This is a genomic window from Mycobacterium parmense (genome assembly GCF_010730575.1).
GTDB lineage: Bacteria > Actinomycetota > Actinomycetes > Mycobacteriales > Mycobacteriaceae > Mycobacterium > Mycobacterium parmense.
The window spans coordinates 3,741,505-3,759,997 of sequence record NZ_AP022614.1 but is presented as its reverse complement, the minus strand read 5'-3'; the positions used below and the strand labels follow the sequence as shown (position 1 = coordinate 3,759,997).

Below are 18,493 nucleotides of genomic sequence, written 5' to 3'. Positions count from 1 at the left end.
GGTAAGTAACGCCGGTTGGGGTTACGGGCTCGTGCGCGCTATTCGTGAGGTGTCGCTGGACGGCAAGCGCCGGTGGGCAATTCGAGCAACGCGCGCCAGTGATCTGACGTCTTGTCAACAGTCCATCGTTCGGCATCGCCGGTCACGACGGTGAGCAATGTGCCAGACACCGCGCCCAGTCCGACTCCGGTAACCCGGGTGGCCTCCACGAGCGTTTCCAACGCTTGGTGCGCCGAGCAACGGCGCATACCAATGAGAACGCCGATCGCCAGATCGATCTCGCGTCGTGACCGGTGATCCCCGGGCCGGTAGCGATGCGCTTGGATCATCAGATCTCCCGTCTTGCTGTCCTATTCATTGGGTGTGGGCCAGAAACCACGGCGGCAGCGGGTCGTTGTAGCACACCCAATGTTGTGGGCCTTCGGCCAGTTCGACATCGATGAGCAACGCCGATTCCATGAGGCCCAAGACTCCCTGGTGGTCGAGCTTGACACCGATGAAGACGATCTCCTGACCGGGAGGGAAGGCTGCGGTCGACCAGTACTGCGCTGGTTCAATCACCACGTCGTGTCCGGCTTGCGACCAGATTGCTGCCAGGTCTGGCCGGCTCGCGATCCAGCAGAAGCCCTTGCTCCGCAACACCCCGTGCAACTGTCTCAGCGCTGCGTCTAGACGCTCAGGGTGAAAAGGGCGCTGGGCGCGAAATGTCACGCTGGAGATGCCGTATTCCTCGGTCTCCGGCGTGTGTCCGTCTGTGAGCTCCTCGTCCCAGCCTGGTGACTGTGCGGCGAGGTCGGGGTCGAACAGGCCGGTGTCCAACACCTCTGAGAGCTCCACCCGGCCGTGATCGGTGTGCAGTATCTTCGCCGAGGGATTCAGTCGCCTCAGCGTCGCGGCCACCATTCCGCACGCCTGCTCGCTGACCAAATCGGTCTTGTTGAGCAGGATAACGTCAGCGAATTCGACCTGATCGACCAGCAGATCGGCGATGGTCCGGATGTCGCCGTCGCCAGTGGCGAGGTGGCGGTCCGCCAGCTTCTCCCCGCGGGCAAGTTCGCGCAGAAACGTCGACGCGTCGACGACCGTTACCAACGTGTCGAGTCGCGCAACCCTGCTGAGGCTGAACCCATTTTCGAATTCCCAGCTGAAGCTGGCCGCGACCGGCATGGGTTCAGAGATGCCGGTCGATTCGATCACGAGGTGATCGAAACGGCCCTCAGCTGCCAGCTGCGCAACCGACTCGATGAGGTCTTCCCGCAAGGTGCAACAAATGCAGCCATTGGTCAGCTCGACCAACTTCTCTTCGGTGCGATCCAAATAGCCTTTTCCGGCAACCAGCGCGGCGTCGATGTTGACCTCGCTCATGTCGTTGACGATTACCGCGACACGCCGGCCCTCGCGGTTGGCCAAAACATGGTTGAGCAAGGTGGTTTTTCCCGCTCCGAGGAAGCCGGACAGGACGGTAACGGGCAGCAGATCGGAACACGGGGAGGGCATCGCTTAATGATAATGATTTTCAATAAGCACGCCAAGCGAAACTTGACCTCTGCGCCGGGCCCGGGCGCCGCCGCCGGCGCCTCGGCTAGCCTCGGTAGGGTGCGTAGCGAAGGTGATACCTGGGACATCACAACGAGCGTCGGCTCCACCGCGTTGTTCGTGGCGACGGCGCGAGCGCTGGAAGCCCAAAAAGCCGACCCACTGGCCGTAGACCCCTATGCGGAGCTGTTTTGTCGCGCCGTGGGCGGTGCGGCGGCCGACGTTCTCGACGGTCGGGCTCCCGGCCATCAGCTGACGACCCCCGACTGGGGCCAGCATTTCGTCAACTTTCAGGGCGCCCGCACCAGGTACTTCGACGAGTATTTCCGACGGGCAGCCGCGGCGGGTGTGCGGCAGGTGGTCATCTTGGCCGCGGGACTGGACTCTCGCGCCTACCGCCTGGACTGGCCTGCGGCGACGACGATCTTCGAGCTGGACCGTCCGCAGGTCCTGGATTTCAAGCGTGGGGTGCTGACCGACCACGGCGCCCAACCGCGGGCCCAGCGTCGCGAGATTGCGGTCGACCTGCGCGAGGACTGGCCGCAGGCGTTGCGTGATGGCGGCTTTGATGCCGCCCAGCCGTCCGCATGGATCGCTGAGGGTCTGCTCATCTACCTTCCTGCCGACGCACAAGAGCAGCTCTTCACCGGCCTCGACAGCCTGGCCGCCGCGGGCAGCCGCGTCGCCGTCGAAGACGGCGCCCCGATGGACCCGGACGACTACGAGTCCAAGCTGGCAGAGGAACGAGCCGCGGGCGAGGACCAGCGGCCCTTCTACCAGCTGGTCTACAACGAGCGATGCGCGCCGGCCACCGAGTGGTTCGGCAAGCGCGGATGGACCGCGGTCGGAACTCCGCTGACCGATTCCCTGCGCCAAAACGGCCGCCCGGTTCCCGGACCGGGAACCGAAGCTGGGGCGATGCTCGCGCGCAACACGCTGGTGAGCGCCGCCAAGGGCGAGTGAGTCTCTACGGCACCGCCTCGCCCCCGCCACCGCTCGTGCGCGACCCGCTGTGCATGACCTCGCGGAAGCCGGTCGTTACCCACTTGGCTGCGCGGCCTTCGGCGACTGACTGGCGGAAGCCAGGGCTGGCCAGCCGGACGACGGCGTAAATGCCGAAGCTGATGGTGCTGATGAAGACGCTGGCTTTGACGTTCGGTTGAAGCAGTCCCAGCAGCAGTCCGCCGTCGGCGGCGATCAACGCAAACCCGATCGATAAGGCGATCAGCCTCGGGGTGCGCGCGGTCAGCCGGGTGGCCGCGGCGGCAGGTGTAATCGCCAGGCTAAGGACCAGCAGCGTCCCAACGATTTGCGCGGCTTCGGTGACGGTCAGTGCGAGCAGGTAGACGAACAGCAGCCCGACCAGCCGGGTGGGAACCCCACGCGCGAGCGCGACGTCGGGATCGACGGAGGCGAACAGCAGCGGGCGGTACAGCAGCGTCATCGTGCCCAGCACCGCGATCGCCACGCCGATGAGCAAAGCGATCTGGCTGGGGCTGACGCCGAACAGCTGTCCGAACAGTATGTTGGTGGCGGCTGTGGCGAACCCGGTGTACAGCGAAAGCAGGTAAACCCCCAAGCCGAGGCCGAAGGCGAGGATCACCCCGATCGCGGAATTCCGCTCGCGGGGACGATCGCCTAACAGCCCGATGGCGGTGGCGACGACCAGCGATCCCAACAACGCGCCCAGAACGGGGTTGTCGGCGACGAGCAAGCCGGCCGCGGCGCCGGTAAACGCCAGCTCGGCGGCGCCGTGCACCGCGAACGCGAGATCGCGGATGATGACGAACGGGCCGATCAAGCCGGCGGTCACGGCCACCAGCGTGGCCGCGATCAGGGCGTTCTGAACGAACGTGTCGCTCAGGTAGTCAGACAGGGTCACCGTGCCAGCGCCGTGTCGTCGTGATGGCCGTCGACATGCACTTTCTCGTTAGCCGCGACGATGATGAGCCGGCCGTGTACGCGCAGCACCTCGACGGTGGTCTGGTATAGCTCCGTGAGGGTCGCACTGGTCAGCACCTCGTCAGGGGTTCCGGTCGCCCAGCGGGTGCCCACGAGGTAGAGCACCCGGTCGACGACCTTGAGGATCGGATTGATCTCGTGGGTCACCAGCACTACCGCGATGCCCGAGGCGTGCCGCTGCCGGTCGATGCTCTCGACTATCTCGGCCTGATATCTGATGTCCAGCGACAGCAGCGGTTCATCACACAGCAACAGCTTCGGGTTCCCGACCAGAGCCTGGGCGATTCGCAGGCGTTGCTGCTCCCCGCCGGAACACCGCCCGATCGGGGCGTCGGCGAACCGGGACGCCCCCACGGCGTCGATCGCCGCTTCGACGCGGCGCCGGCGCGCCGTGCTGGGCAGCCCGATTCCCCAGCGGTGTCCGTCAACCCCGAGCCGCACCAGATCGATCCCGCGCATCGGCAGGTCACGATCGAAACCGCGGTGTTGCGGGATGTAGCCGATCGTGTGGTTGCGGCGACGCGGCGGGGCCCCGCACACCCGAGCCGACCCCGACGACAGGGCGGTCAACCCGAGGAGCACCTGGATCAGCGAGGTTTTACCACAGCCGTTGGGACCCAGCACGGCGAGAAACTCGCCCGGTGCCACCGCGAGATTCACATCTTGCCAGAGCAGCCGCGACCCGTAACCCAGTCCGGCGGCACACAGCTCGACGATCGGCGGCGCGGTTCCATGGTCAGCCGAGGTTGTCATGTGGCTACTTTCCCAGCGCGCTGGTGAGCTCATCGACCTGCCGCAGTTGCCAGGCCTGGAAGTTCGCGTCGTTGGGCGGCAGCGTCTCGGTCACCCCGATGATCGGCACGCCGTTCTGGCGCGCGAGTGTTTTCACCGTGTCGGTGGCCGGGCTGGTGACCTGTGCGTTGTACAGCAGCACCTTGATCGCCTTGGTTTTCACTGCGGTGTCCATCGCCGAATTGTCGGCGGGACTTGGGTCGTTGCCGTCCTCGATGGCTTGTGCGAAGGAAGCCGGCGTAGCGAGTTTCAATCCGGCGGCTTCCAGGAGGTAGCCCGGGACCCGTTCGGTGTAGCCGACAGGCGCCCCGGGATACCTCTTTTTGATGTTCGCGATCGCCGCGTTGATGGGCGCCAGGCTGTCGCTGAACGTCTTCGCGTTCGCGGTGAAGGTGGTCGCGTCGGCCAGGTCGAGCGCGCCGAGCCGCGCGGCGATGGCCGAGGCGACGTCGGGGACCTTGGCGATGTCATACCAGATGTGCGGGTTGGCGTTGGCGCCCGAAATCTGCATCACATCGGCCGCGGTGAGCACCTTACGGCTCGGGTTGGGCGACGCGGACAGCAATTTGCCCATGAAATCGTCGTAGCCCATACCGTTGACGATGACGAGCTGGGCCTTGCTCACCTCGGCAGCGGTTCTCGCATCGGACTCATACAAATGTGGATCGGCGTTCGGGTCACTGATCACCGAGGTCACTTTCACATCGTCGCCGCCGATCTGCTTGGTGATATCGCCCCAGAAATTCTCCGCGGCCACGACGTTCACCTGAGCCACCGACCCCGGCCGCGGCGACGAACTGCGACTACAACCGGATGAGATTATGACGAGGATGGATAGGACCGCAACGACCGTCACCGCGGCGCGGCGATGCGTTCGGTCATCCACAGCAACTCCCGCATGTCTCTAGATGATAACGATTGTCGTTACCATATCTGCCGATGCGATCTTTGCAAGACCCGTCGACACCGGGATCCATCCGGGCGGTCAAGGACGACTCCGTTCACCCGTCTAGACACGCGGGACACGTCCCGTAAAGGTCGACGTGGTGAGCCACGTCGGCGTAGCGGTGCTGTTGAGTAAGCTGCTCGGTGTGTTTTTCCAGGGCGGTCGGGGTAAACGGGACCGCATCCCCGCACCGCCGGCATAACAGATAGTGACAGTGCTCGGAGCCGGTGCGGAGACGGTAGAGGGTTTCGCCGTCCTCGGCGCGCTGAGTTTCTGCGATGCCCTCCTCGGCCAGGGTGTGCAAGATGCGGTAGACGGTCGTCAGCGCGATCCGGGCCCGTGTGTGCTGATGGACTTCGAGGTAGAGGTGTTGGGCGCTGCGGAAATTCTTCCCGCTGCTCAGCACGTCCAGGACGACTTGACGCTTTGCGGTGCTTCGCCGCCGCTGTTGTGTGGATGGGGAGGGGATCATCTGCGCTCCTTTGCCGTCACTTCCGACCGTCGGCGGCGCACCGCACGTCATGTCGACCAACAAGTGCGCCCGGCAGCGGCCGGACTAAGCCTCGTCGGCGGGAGTTCCGTACCAGCTGTGCCCAAGCGTTTGCCCGTTGTGGCTATCGGTGGTGTCAGCACGCCGGCGGAACCATCGATCACGAGACAAGAGCGATAAGGATCCTTTCGACGACCGGCGTCCTTGATGGAAATGATATTCGTTATCGAACAATCCGCACCAGAGCGCGGGATCGGCGCCGGGCGGGCGGAATGCGCCAGTGCAATGGCCACGGCCGCCGCGTCGCCTCGCCCGGCTACCGGCAGTACGGAGGTACGCATCGCACCTCTCTTATTGGCAATCATTTTCATTAGTGCGGATCTCACGGTACAGTCGCCGGCGAAGCTTGTCGAAAACCATTTTCATTAAGCTGCCCAGTCGAGGACGCGCTCAGCTCGTCTGCGACTGCCAGCTCACCGCGCGCAAGCGCCGCAACGTCGTCTGCCGAGAGGAACGCTCAGCCCCATGGCCAAGAAGTCCAAGATCGTCAAAAACGAACAGCGCCGAGCGATCGTGGCCCGCTACGCGCAGCGCCGCGCCGAGTTGAAAGCGGTCATCCGGTCACCCTCGACGAACTCCGATCAACGAGTGGCGGCGCAAGCGGAGCTGGCCCGTCAGCCCCGCGACGCCAGTGCGGTGCGGATACGCAATCGTGACTCGGTGGACGGTCGCCCCCGCGGGCATCTCCGCAAGTTCGGACTGTCCCGCGTCCGAGTGCGGGAACTGGCCCACCAAGGCCAGTTGCCCGGCATCCGCAAAGCAAGCTGGTAGATGCCTTTCGCTACACCCTGGATGCCAGCGCGCGGTAGCCCGCGTCGGCGAAGCGCTGAGCGGCCTCCCGCATTGCATCGGTGAGCGGCCGCTGCTCCGGGACGTCGCCGGCAAAGCGCCGGCGTGCCGGACCCTTGGAGTAGAAGCGAGCTTCGTCGACCATGCGGTCAATCGCCGCGGGATCGGTTTCGAGTCCGAAATGGGGAGCGACGTGCTCCCAGACCGCAGCGGGCAGGTCGGCGTGGTCGATCGACAGGCGGTGGGCCGGATCGGTCCCGGCGGCTTCCAGCATCGCGCCGAGCGCGCGCGCCGCGAATTCAGCATGCGACATGACAGCAGCGGCGCCCGGATCAATCCCGAAACGTCGCGCGGCCTGACGGGGGGCGGCCTGTAAGGCGAGCCAGCCCGGCGGCTCGGCGAGGAGCGACGCCAGGACGCGCGCCGGGTCGCGCTGAACCCAGATCCAGGGCGTTCCTGGGAAGGCGGCGTCGAGGACTGCCCGGCGACGGATGTTCCAACTGGTGCACTTAAGCACCAAACGTCGCTCGTCTCCGTGCCGGAGCCGGCCGATTGCCCGTACCAGCAGCCGCACCACCCGGACGAGCGTGGCCTCGTCTATCCGATCGGGACCGAGGTCAAGCAGCGCGTTCAGCGGCGCCGGCTCTGCGATGACGACGACGCCGGGAAGTGTGCCCAGTAGGCGGGACACGAGCGTAGAGCCGCACCGCGAGAGATGAAAGATCATGCCCGCCGGCTCGAGCGACGGCTCGCCGTCGAGAGCGACCAGCGCTTGAAGTCCGGTCCTGACCATCGGCCGGACCCGGGGGCCGGCCGCCCACCGGGCGACGGTCTGATCGAAGAACGGTTCATCGAAACGCTCCCCCGAGAGGTCGGCCCAGACGACCGTCGGGGCGGCCCCCGAGAATTCGAACTTGACGGGCGTCCAGCGCGCGAGGGCGTCGAGTTCCATGGTGGGGTGTCTGAGTCAGTCGTTGGGCAGCCGGATCAGGAATCCACTGACGACCAGCGATCGGGCCAGCTCGACCTGTTGCTCTTCACGGAGCCCCGGTAGATCACGCACGTGAAATGGCGCGGTACTTCTCGAGACGAACAGCATCGCGGCTTCGTGGTCGGGACCGGCGTTGATCGACAGGCTGGCAAATCGGAGCGCAACACCCCCGGCATCGGCCTTCACCCGCGCATACAGCGGCCGGTACTTCGTGACCAGTGTTTGTCCGTCGATTTCAGCGGCGCTGGCGGCCGGCCCGACGGGAGGGCATTGGCCCCGGCGGAGCAGGACATCCGCCAACGCCTCCAGGCCTCTGGCGACGGCGCCCGGATCCTCGACGGCGCTGACAGCGTCAAGCAGTAAAACGCCGAGGTCCGAGTCCACGTCAGCGTCATCCAGATGCCGCGGCGGCAGAGGGGCGTTAAGACGGTCATCGTGAAAACTCATCGAGTTGAGCGCCGCGACGGCAAGCATGAGCGTAGTCGGCGCGTGGATTCCGACGGTCAGGTGGACGGATGGCTCTGACTCCGTTTCTGCCGCGTGGACTCGACCGCGGGGCATGTACAGCAGATCGCCGGCTTCCAGGCGCAAGTCAACTGGCACCGGAAGCCCTTCAATAGCAACCGACTTGTCGTCGCGCCGCAATTGGTGAGGCGGGATGTCGGCGCCGGGGTACAGATGCCAGATCTTGGATCCCCCGATCTGCAGGACAAGCACGTCGTGGTCGTCATAGTGGGGAACGAGCCCTTGCGCTCCAGGTGGCGTCATGTACGCGTTGACCTGCGTCGGGAAATTCAGCTCGGTCTCGATAGACCGGGACAGCGAAGCAATCGCTCGCACGTGGCGGTCAACGCCGTCCAACACGATCGTGTACCCGTCGGCAAAGTCGTCCCGGATGCGGCCAAGATCGAGGCTACCCTCCGCAAGCCGGTAGCTCTCGGCACTCTTCTTGTCTTTGCCCCTCATCAGACGCACTGCCGACGGGTCTCGGCGAAATCGCTCCAATAGGTCCTTAACCGCAGAGTGTGCCGACAGGAGGCAATCGAAGTAGCCGGCGCAATCTCGCTGGACGTGGTGGTGCGTCGTCGCCCAGATGTCGTCGAGGAAGGTCTCCACCGCCAAGGGTCGAAGCAACCAGGCTAGGGACGGCTCGATGGTGTCCTCCCCGGTTGTCGTGCGTGTAAATCATCGCGCACTGGCGGGAGATTCCCCGCAAGCGCGTCCCAGGGTACTGAGGAGTTGCATCGCCTGGGACGGGAACTTTTTCGGGCTCTCAGCCGACTACTGTCCGCATGCTGCTTATGCCCGACGGCCTATGGCGTTCGTTTAGTCCATCCACAATCAGCAAGGAGTCGCTGCATGACTGCGCCGGTTTGGATGGCATCACCGCCGGAGGTCCATTCCGCCTTATTGACCAGCGGTCCTGGGGCGGGCAGCTTGTTAGCCGCGGCCGGGGCTTGGAGTTCGTTGAGTGAGACATATGCGTGGGTCGCCGATCAGCTCAGCGCGATCTTGGCGGCGGTGCAGGCTGGGTCGTGGCAGGGGCCCAGCGCAGAGCGGTATGTGGCCGCGCATGTGCCGTATCTGGCGTGGCTGATGCAGGCCAGCGCCAACAGCGCGTCGGTGGCCGCGCAGCACGAAACCGCGGCCGCCGCCTACACCTCCGCAGTGTCCGCGATGCCCACGTTGGGGGAGCTGGCCGCCAACCACGCCGTCCATGGGGTACTGGTGGCGACGAACTTCTTCGGGATCAACACCATCCCCATCGCGCTCAACGAGGCGGACTACGCGCGGATGTGGGTTCAGGCGGCGACCACAATGGGCGCCTATCAGGTGGCCTCCACCACGGCGGTCGCTTCGGCGCCGCAGACCGCGGCGGCGCCGCAAATCGTGAATTCCAGCGCCAGCTCCGGCAGCAGCGACAACGGTATCCAACCCATCGTCGACAACGACTCCGGTGACCCATACCAACTGAGTTGGTGGATAAATCGATTTCTCGAAGTTCCTCAGACCTTGTGGCGGGACGTCCTGGAGTTTCCGCAAAATCCATCGCTGGCGATCCAGCAGCTGCAGGCCGACATTCCGGCACTGATAGCGGACGAGACCGTCCACGTGGGTGAAGTCTATGCGGCTTACACCCCCGAGATTCAGGCGCTTGCGCTGGTCCTGCCCACTGCGGGCATCGGGGCCCTGGGCGGGTTCGCAGGGTTGAGTGGACTGGCCGGGATTCAGCCCCACACGACCCCCGCCGTGGCGGCCACACCGATGCTCCAGACCCCGAGTGTGCCGTTGACGAGCGCGCCTTCGGCGGTAAGCGCCGCCGCCCCGGGCCCAGCCCCGTCCTCGGCCCCGTCCTCGGCCCCAGCGGCCTCGCCAGCCACGGCACCTGCGGCGGGAGTCCCACCACCGCCGCCGGCCGGTATCGAGGGAGCTGCCTTCCCCTACCTGGTGGGCGGCCCGACCATGGCGGCCAATGCGGGAATGAGCGGCAGTGCCCAGCGGAAGGCGACCGAGTCCGGGACCGCCGCCGCCGCCGCAGCGGCGGCCGGGGCTTCGGCGCTGGAAAAAGAGCGCGCGCGGCGGCGCCAGCGCGCAACGATGCGCGGGTACGGCGACGAATTCATGGACATGAACTTCGATGTCGAGCCGGACTGGGGCGTGCCGCCGGGTGCAGGCTCAGCCTCGTCCGCGGTGGCGTCGGTTCGGGGGGCGGGATCCGTGGGCTTCCTCGGGGCGGGGCGCAAGGCCACCGCCGAGGCGGGGGGGCTGGCCACGCTTGCCGGCGATGAGTTCGGCGCCGGGGCGTCACTCCCCATGGTGCCTCGGACCTGGGGGTCCGACCAGGGGGAGCTCGGCGACGGAGAGACCGGGTCCGAATAGCCCGGCTTTGCTAATGACAATGATTTTCAGTAAGGTGCTCTGCTTAGTGGGCGCTGGCGGAAGTGGGCCTCGATGGACGGAACATGGAGCAGAAGCCCCTGATCAACGCGGCAAGAACGGGAGCCGAGTCGTGAATCGATGGAGTCTGGGAACCTCGACAGTTAGCTTAGGGCATGCTAACTTCAGGCGGGTTAGGTTAGGGGAGACTATGTTCGGGAGAGGCAGCCGTGGAACGCGGTGACACTGGCGTGCTCGCAGCTCAGCCGCCCGGCCCGCGGGTAGATAGCAGGGTCGACGACGACGTCGTCAGCCGCTTCGCCACATGTTGCCGCGCCCTGGGGATCGCGGTGTACGACCGTCAGCGTCCCGCGGACCTGGCTGCGGCGCGCTCCGGTTTCACCGCGCTGACCCGCGTCGCCCATGACCAGTGCGACGCCTGGACCGGCCTGGCCGCTGCCGGCGACGTGTCCATGCGGGTGCTCGAGGCCGTGTTCCGGACCGCGCCCACGGCCGGCGTACTGCAGCGCCAGGTCGAGCTGGCGCCCGGCGTCTTGGGATTTCGCTACGACACCGGTTTGTACCTGCAGTTTCGCGCCACGACTCCCGACGATTTCCGGCTGGCCTATGCGGCGGTGCTGGCTTCGACGGGGGGGCCCGGAGAATTCGCCGAGGCCGACCGGATTGTCAGCGGCCTGACCGAGCGTCGACCGAGCTGGCGCGAGGCCAGGTGGGTCGCCGTCGTCATCAATTACCGCGCCGAGCGCTGGTCGGATGTGGTCAAGTTGCTGACCCCGATGGTCAACGACTCCGACCTCGATGACGCGTTCGCGCACGCCGTCAAGATCACACTGGGCATCGCGCTGGCACGGCTGGGCATGTTCGCGCCGGCGCTGTCGTACCTCGAAGAGCCCGACGGACCAGTCGAGGTAGCGGCGATGGACGGCGCGCTGGCCAAGGGGCTGGTGCTGCGTGCCCACGTCGACGAGGAGTCGGCGAGCGAAGTGCTGCAGGACTTGTACGCCGCGCACCCCGAGAACGCCCAGGTCGAGCACGCGCTCTCCGACACCAGCTTCGGAATCGTCACCACGACCGCGGATCGCATCGCGGCGCGCGCCAACCCGTGGGATCCCGAAACCGAGCCAAGGCCCGGCGATTTCGTCGACCCGGGAGCCCAGGAGCGCAAGCACCTGCTCCTGGCGGAGGCCGAACGCGAGCTCGACGAGTTCATCGGCTTGGAGCAGGTCAAGGACCAGGTAGCCCGGCTCAAGAGTGCGGTGGCCATGGAGCTGGTGCGCAAGGCGCGCGGGCTCGAGGTGGCGCAACGCACCCACCACCTGGTCTTCACCGGACCGCCCGGCACCGGCAAGACCACCATCGCCCGCGTCATCGCGAAGATCTACTGCGGTCTGGGGTTGCTCAAGAAGGAGAACATCAGGGAGGTGCACCGCGCCGACCTGATCGGCCAGCACATCGGGGAGACCGAGGCCAAGACCAACGCGGTCATCGACAGCGCACTGGACGGCGTGCTGTTCCTCGATGAGGCCTACGCGCTGGTCGCCACCGGCGCCAAGAACGACTTCGGCCTGGTGGCCATCGACACCCTGCTGGCCCGGATGGAAAACGACCGCGATCGCCTGGTGGTGATCATTGCCGGCTACCGCGCCGATCTGGACAAGTTCCTGGACACGAACCAAGGCCTGCGGTCGCGGTTCACCCGCAGCATCGACTTCCCGTCGTACAAGCCGGCCGAGCTGATCGAGATCGCGAACTTCATGGCCGCCAAGCGCGACAGTGCCTTCGACGCGAGTGCGCTGACAGATCTCGAGGCGCTGTTCGCGCATCTGGCCGAAGCGTCCAAACCCGACTTCAACGGGGTCGAACGTCGCGGCCTGGACATCGCCGGTAACGGACGGTTCGTCCGCAACGTGGTCGAAAAGTCCGAGGAGGAACGTGAATTCAGGTTGGACCATTCCGCGCACGCTGAAACCGGCGAGTTCACGGACGAGGAGCTGATCACCATAACCGCCGAGGACGTGCGAAATTCGGTCGAGCCGCTGCTGCGGGGACTTGGCCTGGAGGTGCCGGCATGACGAGTCCCGATCCGGATGGCGAATGGGTCGGCGAACGACGTTCGTTCTCGTCGCGAACCCCCGTCAATGACAATCCCGATCAGGTGCGCTACCGCCGGGGCTTCGTCACGCGTCATCAGGTGACCGGCTGGCGCTTCATCATGCGCCGCATCGCGTCCGGTATCGCGTTGCACGACACCAGGATGCTGGTGGACCCGCTGCGCACCCAGTCGCGCGCGGTGCTGATGGGGGTGCTCATCCTGATCACCGGGTTGGCCGGATGCTTCGTCTTCTCCCTGATCAGGCCCAGCGGATCGGCGGGCGACAGTCCGGTGCTGGCCGATCGATCCACCGACGCGCTGTATGTACGCGTGGGCGACGAACTGCACCCGGTGCTCAACCTCACCTCGGCCCGACTGATCGTTGGCCGGCCTGTCGACCCCACGGCCGTGAAAAGCAGTGAGCTGGACCACTTTCCGCGTGGCAACCTGATCGGCATCCCGGGCGCACCGGAGCGCATGGTGCAGAACGCCTCGCACGATGCCAACTGGACGGTATGTGATGCGGTCAGTGGAACGTCGCGCTCTGCACACAGCACGGGCGTCACGGTGATCGCGGGGCAACCCGACACGGGCGGGGCCCGCGCAGCCACCCTCGCGGCCAGGCAGGCGGTGCTCGCCGAATTCTCCGGTGACCGTGGAACCAGCACGTGGCTGCTGTGGGACGGCAGGCGCAGCCAGATCAACCTGGCCGACCACGCGGTCACGAACGCGCTGGGCCTGGGCACCGAGGTCCCTGCGCCGAGACCTGTCGCGTTGGGGTTGTTCAACGCGATTCCCGAGGCTCCGCCGCTGGCAGCGCCGGCCATCCCGAATGCCGGTGCCCCGGCGGGCTACCCGGTGCCTGCGCCGATCGGGGCGGTGGTGGCGTCTTACGGCCTGGATCAGAAGTCGCCAGGCGCCGTGCAGTATTACGCGGTGCTGCCGGACGGGCTGCAGCCCATCTCGCCTGTGCTCGCCGCGATCCTGCGCAACACCAACACCTATGGCCTGGACCAACCGCCGCACCTCGGCGCCGACGCGGTGGCCAGGCTGCCGGTGTCACGCCTTCTGGACACCGCGCGCTACCCCGACCAGCAGGTCGACCTTGTCGACACGGCGAAAGATCCCGTCACCTGTGCGTACTGGAGCAAGCCGGCAGGGGCCGCCACCAGCTCGCTGAGGCTGCTGTCCGGTTCGACTCTCCCGGTGCCTGATTCGATCCATACCGTCAACCTGGTCGGCGGCGGCTCCCAAGGATCAGCCAGCCGGGTCGCCATCGTTCCAGGCACCGGCTACTTCACCCAAACCGTGGGCGGAGGTGACTCCTCACCGGGTACCGGGTCGCTGTTCTGGGTTTCCGACACCGGAGTCCGCTACGGCATCGACAACGAATCGGAGAACGGCGGAAATGGCAAAACGGTTGAGGCCCTTGGCTTGACCCCGCCTGCCGTCCCCATCCCGTGGTCGATACTGTCGCTGTTTGCAACCGGCCCTACGCTGTCTCGCGCCGACGCGCTGCTGGCGCACGACGGCTTGGCGCCCGACAGCAGGCCCGGTCGCCTCGCGTCGGCCGAAGTGGGGGCACCATCCGCGAGCGGGGGAGGCACCCGATGAGCCGACTTATCTTCGAAGCACGGCGACGGCTGGCGCCGCCGACCACTCGTAAAGGCGCCATCACCATCGAGGCGCCCCCCGAGCTGCCCCGGGTGATACCGCCGTCGCTGTTGCGGCGCGCGCTGCCTGTCGTGATCGTCATGCTGATCGTCGGCATGATCGTCGCGCTGTTCGCCACCGGCATGCGGGTCATCTCGCCGCAGACGCTGTTCTTCCCATTCGTGCTATTGCTGGCCGCGACCGCTCTCTATCGCGGTACCGGCAACAAGATGCGCACGGAAGAGGTCGACGCGGAACGGGCCGACTATCTGCGCTACCTGTCGGTGGTCCGGGACAACATCCGGACCCATGCAGCCCAGCAGCGCGCCGCCGCGCAGTGGTCGCATCCCGACCCGGCGACGTTGGCGACCGTGCCCGGATCTCGCCGTCAATGGGAGCGTGACCCGCACGATCCGGACTTCCTGGTGCTGCGCGCCGGCCGCCACCAGGTTCCCCTCGACACGCCGCTGCGGGTCAACGAAACAGCGGACGAAATCGACCTGGAACCGGTGTCGCACAGCGCGTTACGCAGCCTGCTCGACACCCACCGCACCGTGCGCGACGTGCCGACCGGAATCGACCTGACCAAGGTCTCGCACATCACCGTCTTGGGTGAGCCGCAGGACGTGCGGGGCGCGTTGCGGGCCTGGGTCGCGCAGGCGGTCACTTGGCACGACCCGACTGTGCTCGGCGTGGCACTGGCCACCCGCGATTTGGAGAGCCCGGACTGGTCGTGGCTGAAGTGGCTGCCGCACGTCGACGTTCCCGGCGAGCTCGACGGTGTCGGCCCGGCACGCTTCTTGTCGACCGAGCCAGACGAATTGGTCGCGCTCCTGGCTCCGACGCTGCAAGACCGGCCCGCGTTCACCGGGCGGCCGGCCGATGCGCTGCGGCACCTGCTGATCATCGTCGACGATGCCGACTATGACGTGAAAGCGTCGGCGCTGGCTCTCGGCCGCGCGGGGGTCACCGTTGTGCACTACTCGGCGACACCTCCACACCGCGAGCAGTATTCGGATCCGGAGAAGCCGATCCTGCGTATCAGCGGGGGCGGCCGAGGCGGCTCCATCGCCCGCTGGCTGACGGGCGGCTGGCAACCCTACATCGACAGCGCCGATCAACTCGGCGCCGAGGAGGCCGCCAGTCTGGCCCGTCAGCTGTCGCGCTGGGATTCCAATCCCACCCACACCGGGCTGCGCTCGGCGGCCACCCGCGGCGCGAGCTTCACCACGCTGTTGAATATCCCGGACGCGTCGCAACTGGACGTGCCCACGCTGTGGGCGCCGCGCCGCCGCGACGATGAATTGCGCGTCCCCATCGGTGTCACCACGACCGGCGAGCCGCTGATCTTCGACCTCAAGGACGAGGCCGAGGGCGGGATGGGACCGCACGGGCTGATGATCGGTATGACCGGCTCGGGCAAGTCCCAGACCCTGATGTCAATCTTGTTGGCTTTGTTGACGACCCATTCCGCCGACCGGCTGATCGTCATCTATGCCGACTTCAAGGGTGAGGCCGGCGCCGACAGCTTCCGTGATTTCCCGCAGGTTGTCGCGGTGATCTCGAACATGGCGGAGAAGAAGTCGCTGGCCGACAGGTTCGCCGACACGCTGCGCGGCGAGGTGGCCCGCCGGGAGGCCTTGCTGCGCGAGTCGGGCCGCCGCGTTCAGGGCAGCGCGTTCAACTCGGTGGTCGAGTACGAGAACGCCATCGCGGCCGGACACGATCTGCCGCCGCTGCCGACACTGTTCGTGGTCGCCGACGAGTTCACCTTGATGTTGGCCGACCACCCGGAATACGCGGAACTGTTCGATTACGTTGCACGCAAGGGCCGCTCGTTCCGCATCCACATCCTGTTCGCGTCTCAGACACTGGACGTGGGCAAGATAAAGGACATCGACAAGAACACCTCCTACCGCATCGGTTTGAAGGTGGCCAGCCCCAGCGTCTCGCGCCAGATCATCGGCGTGGACGACGCCTATCACATCGAATCGGGTAAAGAGCACAAGGGTGAGGGCTTTCTGGTGCCCGCCCCGGGTGCGACCCCGATCAAGTTCCGCAGCACCTACGTCGACGGCATCTACGATCCGCCACGGCAAGCCAAACAGATTGTGTTGCAGTCGATTCCGGAGCCGAGAGTGTTCACGGCCGGTCGGGTGGAACCGGACCAGGCGGTGGTGGTGCCCGGCCCCGAGGAAGAGGAGATGGGCGGTCCGCCGCGCAAGCTGATCGCGACCATCGGCGAGCAACTGGCACGCTACGGGCCACGGGCGCCCCAGCTGTGGCTGCCGCCGCTGGACGAACCGATCCCGTTGACCACGGTGCTGGCTCGCTCCGGGGTGTCGCCACGGGAGATGCGGTGGCCGTTGGGTGAGATCGACAAGCCTTTCGAGATGCGCCGCGATCCGCTGGTGTTCGACGCCACGTCCTCGGCCGGCAACATGGTGATCCACGGCGGCCCCAAGTCCGGGAAATCCACTGCGCTGCAGACCTTTATCATGTCCGCGGCCAGCATGCACTCGCCCCGGGAGGTCACGTTCTACTGCCTGGACTACGGCGGCGGCCAACTGCGCGCACTCGAGGATCTGGCACATGTCGGTAGCGTCGCGTCCGCGCTGGAACCCGAACGTATCCGCCGCACCTTCGGCGAACTGGAGCAGCTGCTGCTGTCCAGGCAGAAGCGAGGAATGTTCCGGGACAATAATGGTCGTGCCCCCGATGACGGGTATGGCGAGGTGTTCCTGGTCATCGACAACCTCTACGCCTTCGGCCGTGACAACACCGACCAGTTCAACACCCGTAATCCGTTGTTGGGCAAGGTCAGTGAGCTGGTCAACATCGGGCTGGGCTATGGCATCCACGTAGTCGTCACCACCCCGAGCTGGCTGGAGGTGCCGCTGGCGATGCGCGACGGCCTGGGCCTGCGACTCGAGCTCAAGCTGCACGATGCGCGCGACAGCAACGTGCGGGTGATCGGCGCGCTGCGCCGACCCGCAGATGCCGTCCCGCACGATCAGCCGGGTCGCGGATTGACCATGGCCGGCGAGCATTTCCTGTTCGCGGCTCCGGAGCTGGACCAGCTCGCCACGATCAATGCCCGCTACCCGGGCGTGGCTGCCCCGCCGGTACGGCTGCTCCCCACCAACCTCGCCCCCGAGGCGGTGGAGCCCCTCTATCGAGGCCCCGAGCAAGTGGTCATCGGCCAGCGCGAAGAGGACCTCGCACCGGTCGTTGTCCACTTCGCCGACAACCCGTTGCTCATGGTGTTCGGTGACAGCAAAACGGGCAAGACCACGCTGCTGCGCCACATCATCCGCACCATTCGCGAGAACTCGACACCTGACCAGGTGGCCTTCACCGTGCTGGACCGGCGGCTCCACCTCGTCGACGAGCCGCTGTTTCCCGACAACGAATACACCGCCAACATCGACCGGATCATTCCGGCGATGCTCGGTCTGGCCAACATCATCGAATCGCGGCGACCGCCGGCCGGCTTGTCGGCTGCCGACCTGGCGCGCTGGACCTACGAGGGCCACACGCACTACCTGATCATCGACGACGTCGACCAGATACCGGACTCGCCGGCGATGAGCGGACCTTACGTCGGACAGCGGCCATGGGCTCCGCTGCTGGGGATCTTGTCGCAGGCCGCGGATCTGGGGCTGCGGGTGATTGTCACGGCCCGCGCCACCGGATCCGGGCACGCTCTGATGACCAATTCGTTGCTGCGCCGCTTCAACGACCTGCAGGCGACCACGTTGATGCTGTCGGGCAGTCAGCAGGACGGTGGCAAGATCCGGGGCCAGCGCTTTGGCCGGTTGCCTGCGGGCCGGGCAATCCTGTTGGGAGACAGCGACATGCCGACTTACGTACAGCTGGTCAATCCGCTAGTGAGTGAATCCGTGGCCCGGGGCGCAGGCGACGGTCTCGCCCACTGAGGGTTCACGAAACAGAAGGTAACGGAAAGGAGTGCGCATGTCGTTACGAGTGGTTCCCGAAGGTCTGGCCGCTACCAGCGCGGCCGTGGAAGCGCTGACGGCGCGGCTGGCGGCCGCCCATGCGGCGGCGGCTCCCGCCATCACCGCGGTGGTGCCGCCGGCGGCGGACCCCGTGTCGCTGCAGACCGCCGCCGGCTTCAGTGCCCAGGGTCAGGAGCACGCCGCCATCGCGGCGCAGGGCGTGGAGGAGCTCGGGCGCGCCGGTGTGGGCGTGGGTCAAGCCGGCGCAAGCTATCTGACGGGGGACAGCGCGGCCGCCGCCACGTACGGAGTCTTGGGCAGCTGA

At 66.3% G+C, this 18,493-nt stretch carries 14 protein-coding genes; 7 read left to right on the top strand and 7 right to left on the bottom strand.

The window, feature by feature from the left end:
* Positions 1-354: 354 nt before the first annotated feature.
* Positions 355-1,497, bottom strand: coding sequence for a GTP-binding protein (locus G6N48_RS17390; protein WP_085267145.1), 1,143 nt, complete (start codon positions 1,495-1,497; stop codon positions 355-357).
* Between the two features lie 99 nt (positions 1,498-1,596).
* On the opposite strand from G6N48_RS17390, the gene G6N48_RS17385 reads away from it, so the two are divergent.
* Positions 1,597-2,499 (top strand): class I SAM-dependent methyltransferase, encoded by a 903-nt coding sequence (locus G6N48_RS17385; protein WP_085267172.1) that lies wholly within the window; start codon positions 1,597-1,599, stop codon positions 2,497-2,499.
* A 4-nt stretch (positions 2,500-2,503) separates the two neighbouring features.
* Here the strand turns inward: G6N48_RS17385 and G6N48_RS17380 are convergent, their stop codons facing one another.
* The 4 genes from G6N48_RS17380 to G6N48_RS17365 all read right to left on the bottom strand — a co-directional run bounded on the left by G6N48_RS17380 (position 2,504) and on the right by G6N48_RS17365 (position 5,705).
* Positions 2,504-3,418, bottom strand: coding sequence for a metal ABC transporter permease (locus G6N48_RS17380; RefSeq protein ID WP_085267146.1), 915 nt, complete (start codon positions 3,416-3,418; stop codon positions 2,504-2,506).
* The gene (locus G6N48_RS17375; protein WP_085267147.1) at positions 3,415-4,251 is read right to left on the bottom strand and encodes a metal ABC transporter ATP-binding protein; all 837 of its coding nucleotides are present in this window, start codon (positions 4,249-4,251) and stop codon (positions 3,415-3,417) included. The genes G6N48_RS17380 and G6N48_RS17375 overlap by 4 nt, the downstream gene beginning before the upstream one ends.
* 4 nt (positions 4,252-4,255) lie before the next feature.
* Positions 4,256-5,056, bottom strand: coding sequence for a metal ABC transporter solute-binding protein, Zn/Mn family (locus G6N48_RS17370; protein ID WP_085267148.1), 801 nt, complete (start codon positions 5,054-5,056; stop codon positions 4,256-4,258).
* Between the two features lie 235 nt (positions 5,057-5,291).
* Positions 5,292-5,705 (bottom strand): Fur family transcriptional regulator, encoded by a 414-nt coding sequence (locus G6N48_RS17365; RefSeq protein WP_308205169.1) that lies wholly within the window; start codon positions 5,703-5,705, stop codon positions 5,292-5,294.
* A gap of 546 nt (positions 5,706-6,251) precedes the next feature.
* Here G6N48_RS17365 and rpsN point away from each other — a divergent pair.
* The gene (gene rpsN / locus G6N48_RS17360; RefSeq protein ID WP_085267150.1) at positions 6,252-6,557 is read left to right on the top strand and encodes a 30S ribosomal protein S14; all 306 of its coding nucleotides are present in this window, start codon (positions 6,252-6,254) and stop codon (positions 6,555-6,557) included.
* A gap of 10 nt (positions 6,558-6,567) precedes the next feature.
* On the opposite strand, the gene G6N48_RS17355 is transcribed toward rpsN, so the two are convergent.
* Together G6N48_RS17355 and G6N48_RS17350 are read right to left on the bottom strand one after the other, a co-directional pair.
* Positions 6,568-7,527 (bottom strand): sulfotransferase family protein, encoded by a 960-nt coding sequence (locus G6N48_RS17355; protein ID WP_085267151.1) that lies wholly within the window; start codon positions 7,525-7,527, stop codon positions 6,568-6,570.
* Positions 7,528-7,542: 15 nt separating this feature from the next.
* Positions 7,543-8,688 (bottom strand): cupin domain-containing protein, encoded by a 1,146-nt coding sequence (locus G6N48_RS17350; RefSeq protein WP_232066650.1) that lies wholly within the window; start codon positions 8,686-8,688, stop codon positions 7,543-7,545.
* A gap of 237 nt (positions 8,689-8,925) precedes the next feature.
* Between G6N48_RS17350 and G6N48_RS17345 the strand changes: the two genes are divergently transcribed.
* From G6N48_RS17345 to G6N48_RS17325, 5 genes are all read left to right on the top strand, one after another.
* Positions 8,926-10,446 (top strand): PPE family protein, encoded by a 1,521-nt coding sequence (locus G6N48_RS17345; protein WP_085267153.1) that lies wholly within the window; start codon positions 8,926-8,928, stop codon positions 10,444-10,446.
* A 227-nt stretch (positions 10,447-10,673) separates the two neighbouring features.
* Entirely contained in the window at positions 10,674-12,536 is a 1,863-nt protein-coding gene (gene eccA / locus G6N48_RS17340) for a type VII secretion AAA-ATPase EccA (RefSeq protein WP_085267154.1), read from the top strand.
* Entirely contained in the window at positions 12,533-14,170 is a 1,638-nt protein-coding gene (gene eccB / locus G6N48_RS17335; protein ID WP_085267155.1) for a type VII secretion protein EccB, read from the top strand. Before eccA ends, eccB begins: the two co-directional genes overlap by 4 nt.
* The gene (gene eccCa / locus G6N48_RS17330) at positions 14,167-18,147 is read left to right on the top strand and encodes a type VII secretion protein EccCa (RefSeq protein ID WP_085267156.1); all 3,981 of its coding nucleotides are present in this window, start codon (positions 14,167-14,169) and stop codon (positions 18,145-18,147) included. Before eccB ends, eccCa begins: the two co-directional genes overlap by 4 nt.
* 37 nt (positions 18,148-18,184) lie before the next feature.
* The gene (locus G6N48_RS17325; protein ID WP_085267173.1) at positions 18,185-18,493 is read left to right on the top strand and encodes a PE family protein; all 309 of its coding nucleotides are present in this window, start codon (positions 18,185-18,187) and stop codon (positions 18,491-18,493) included.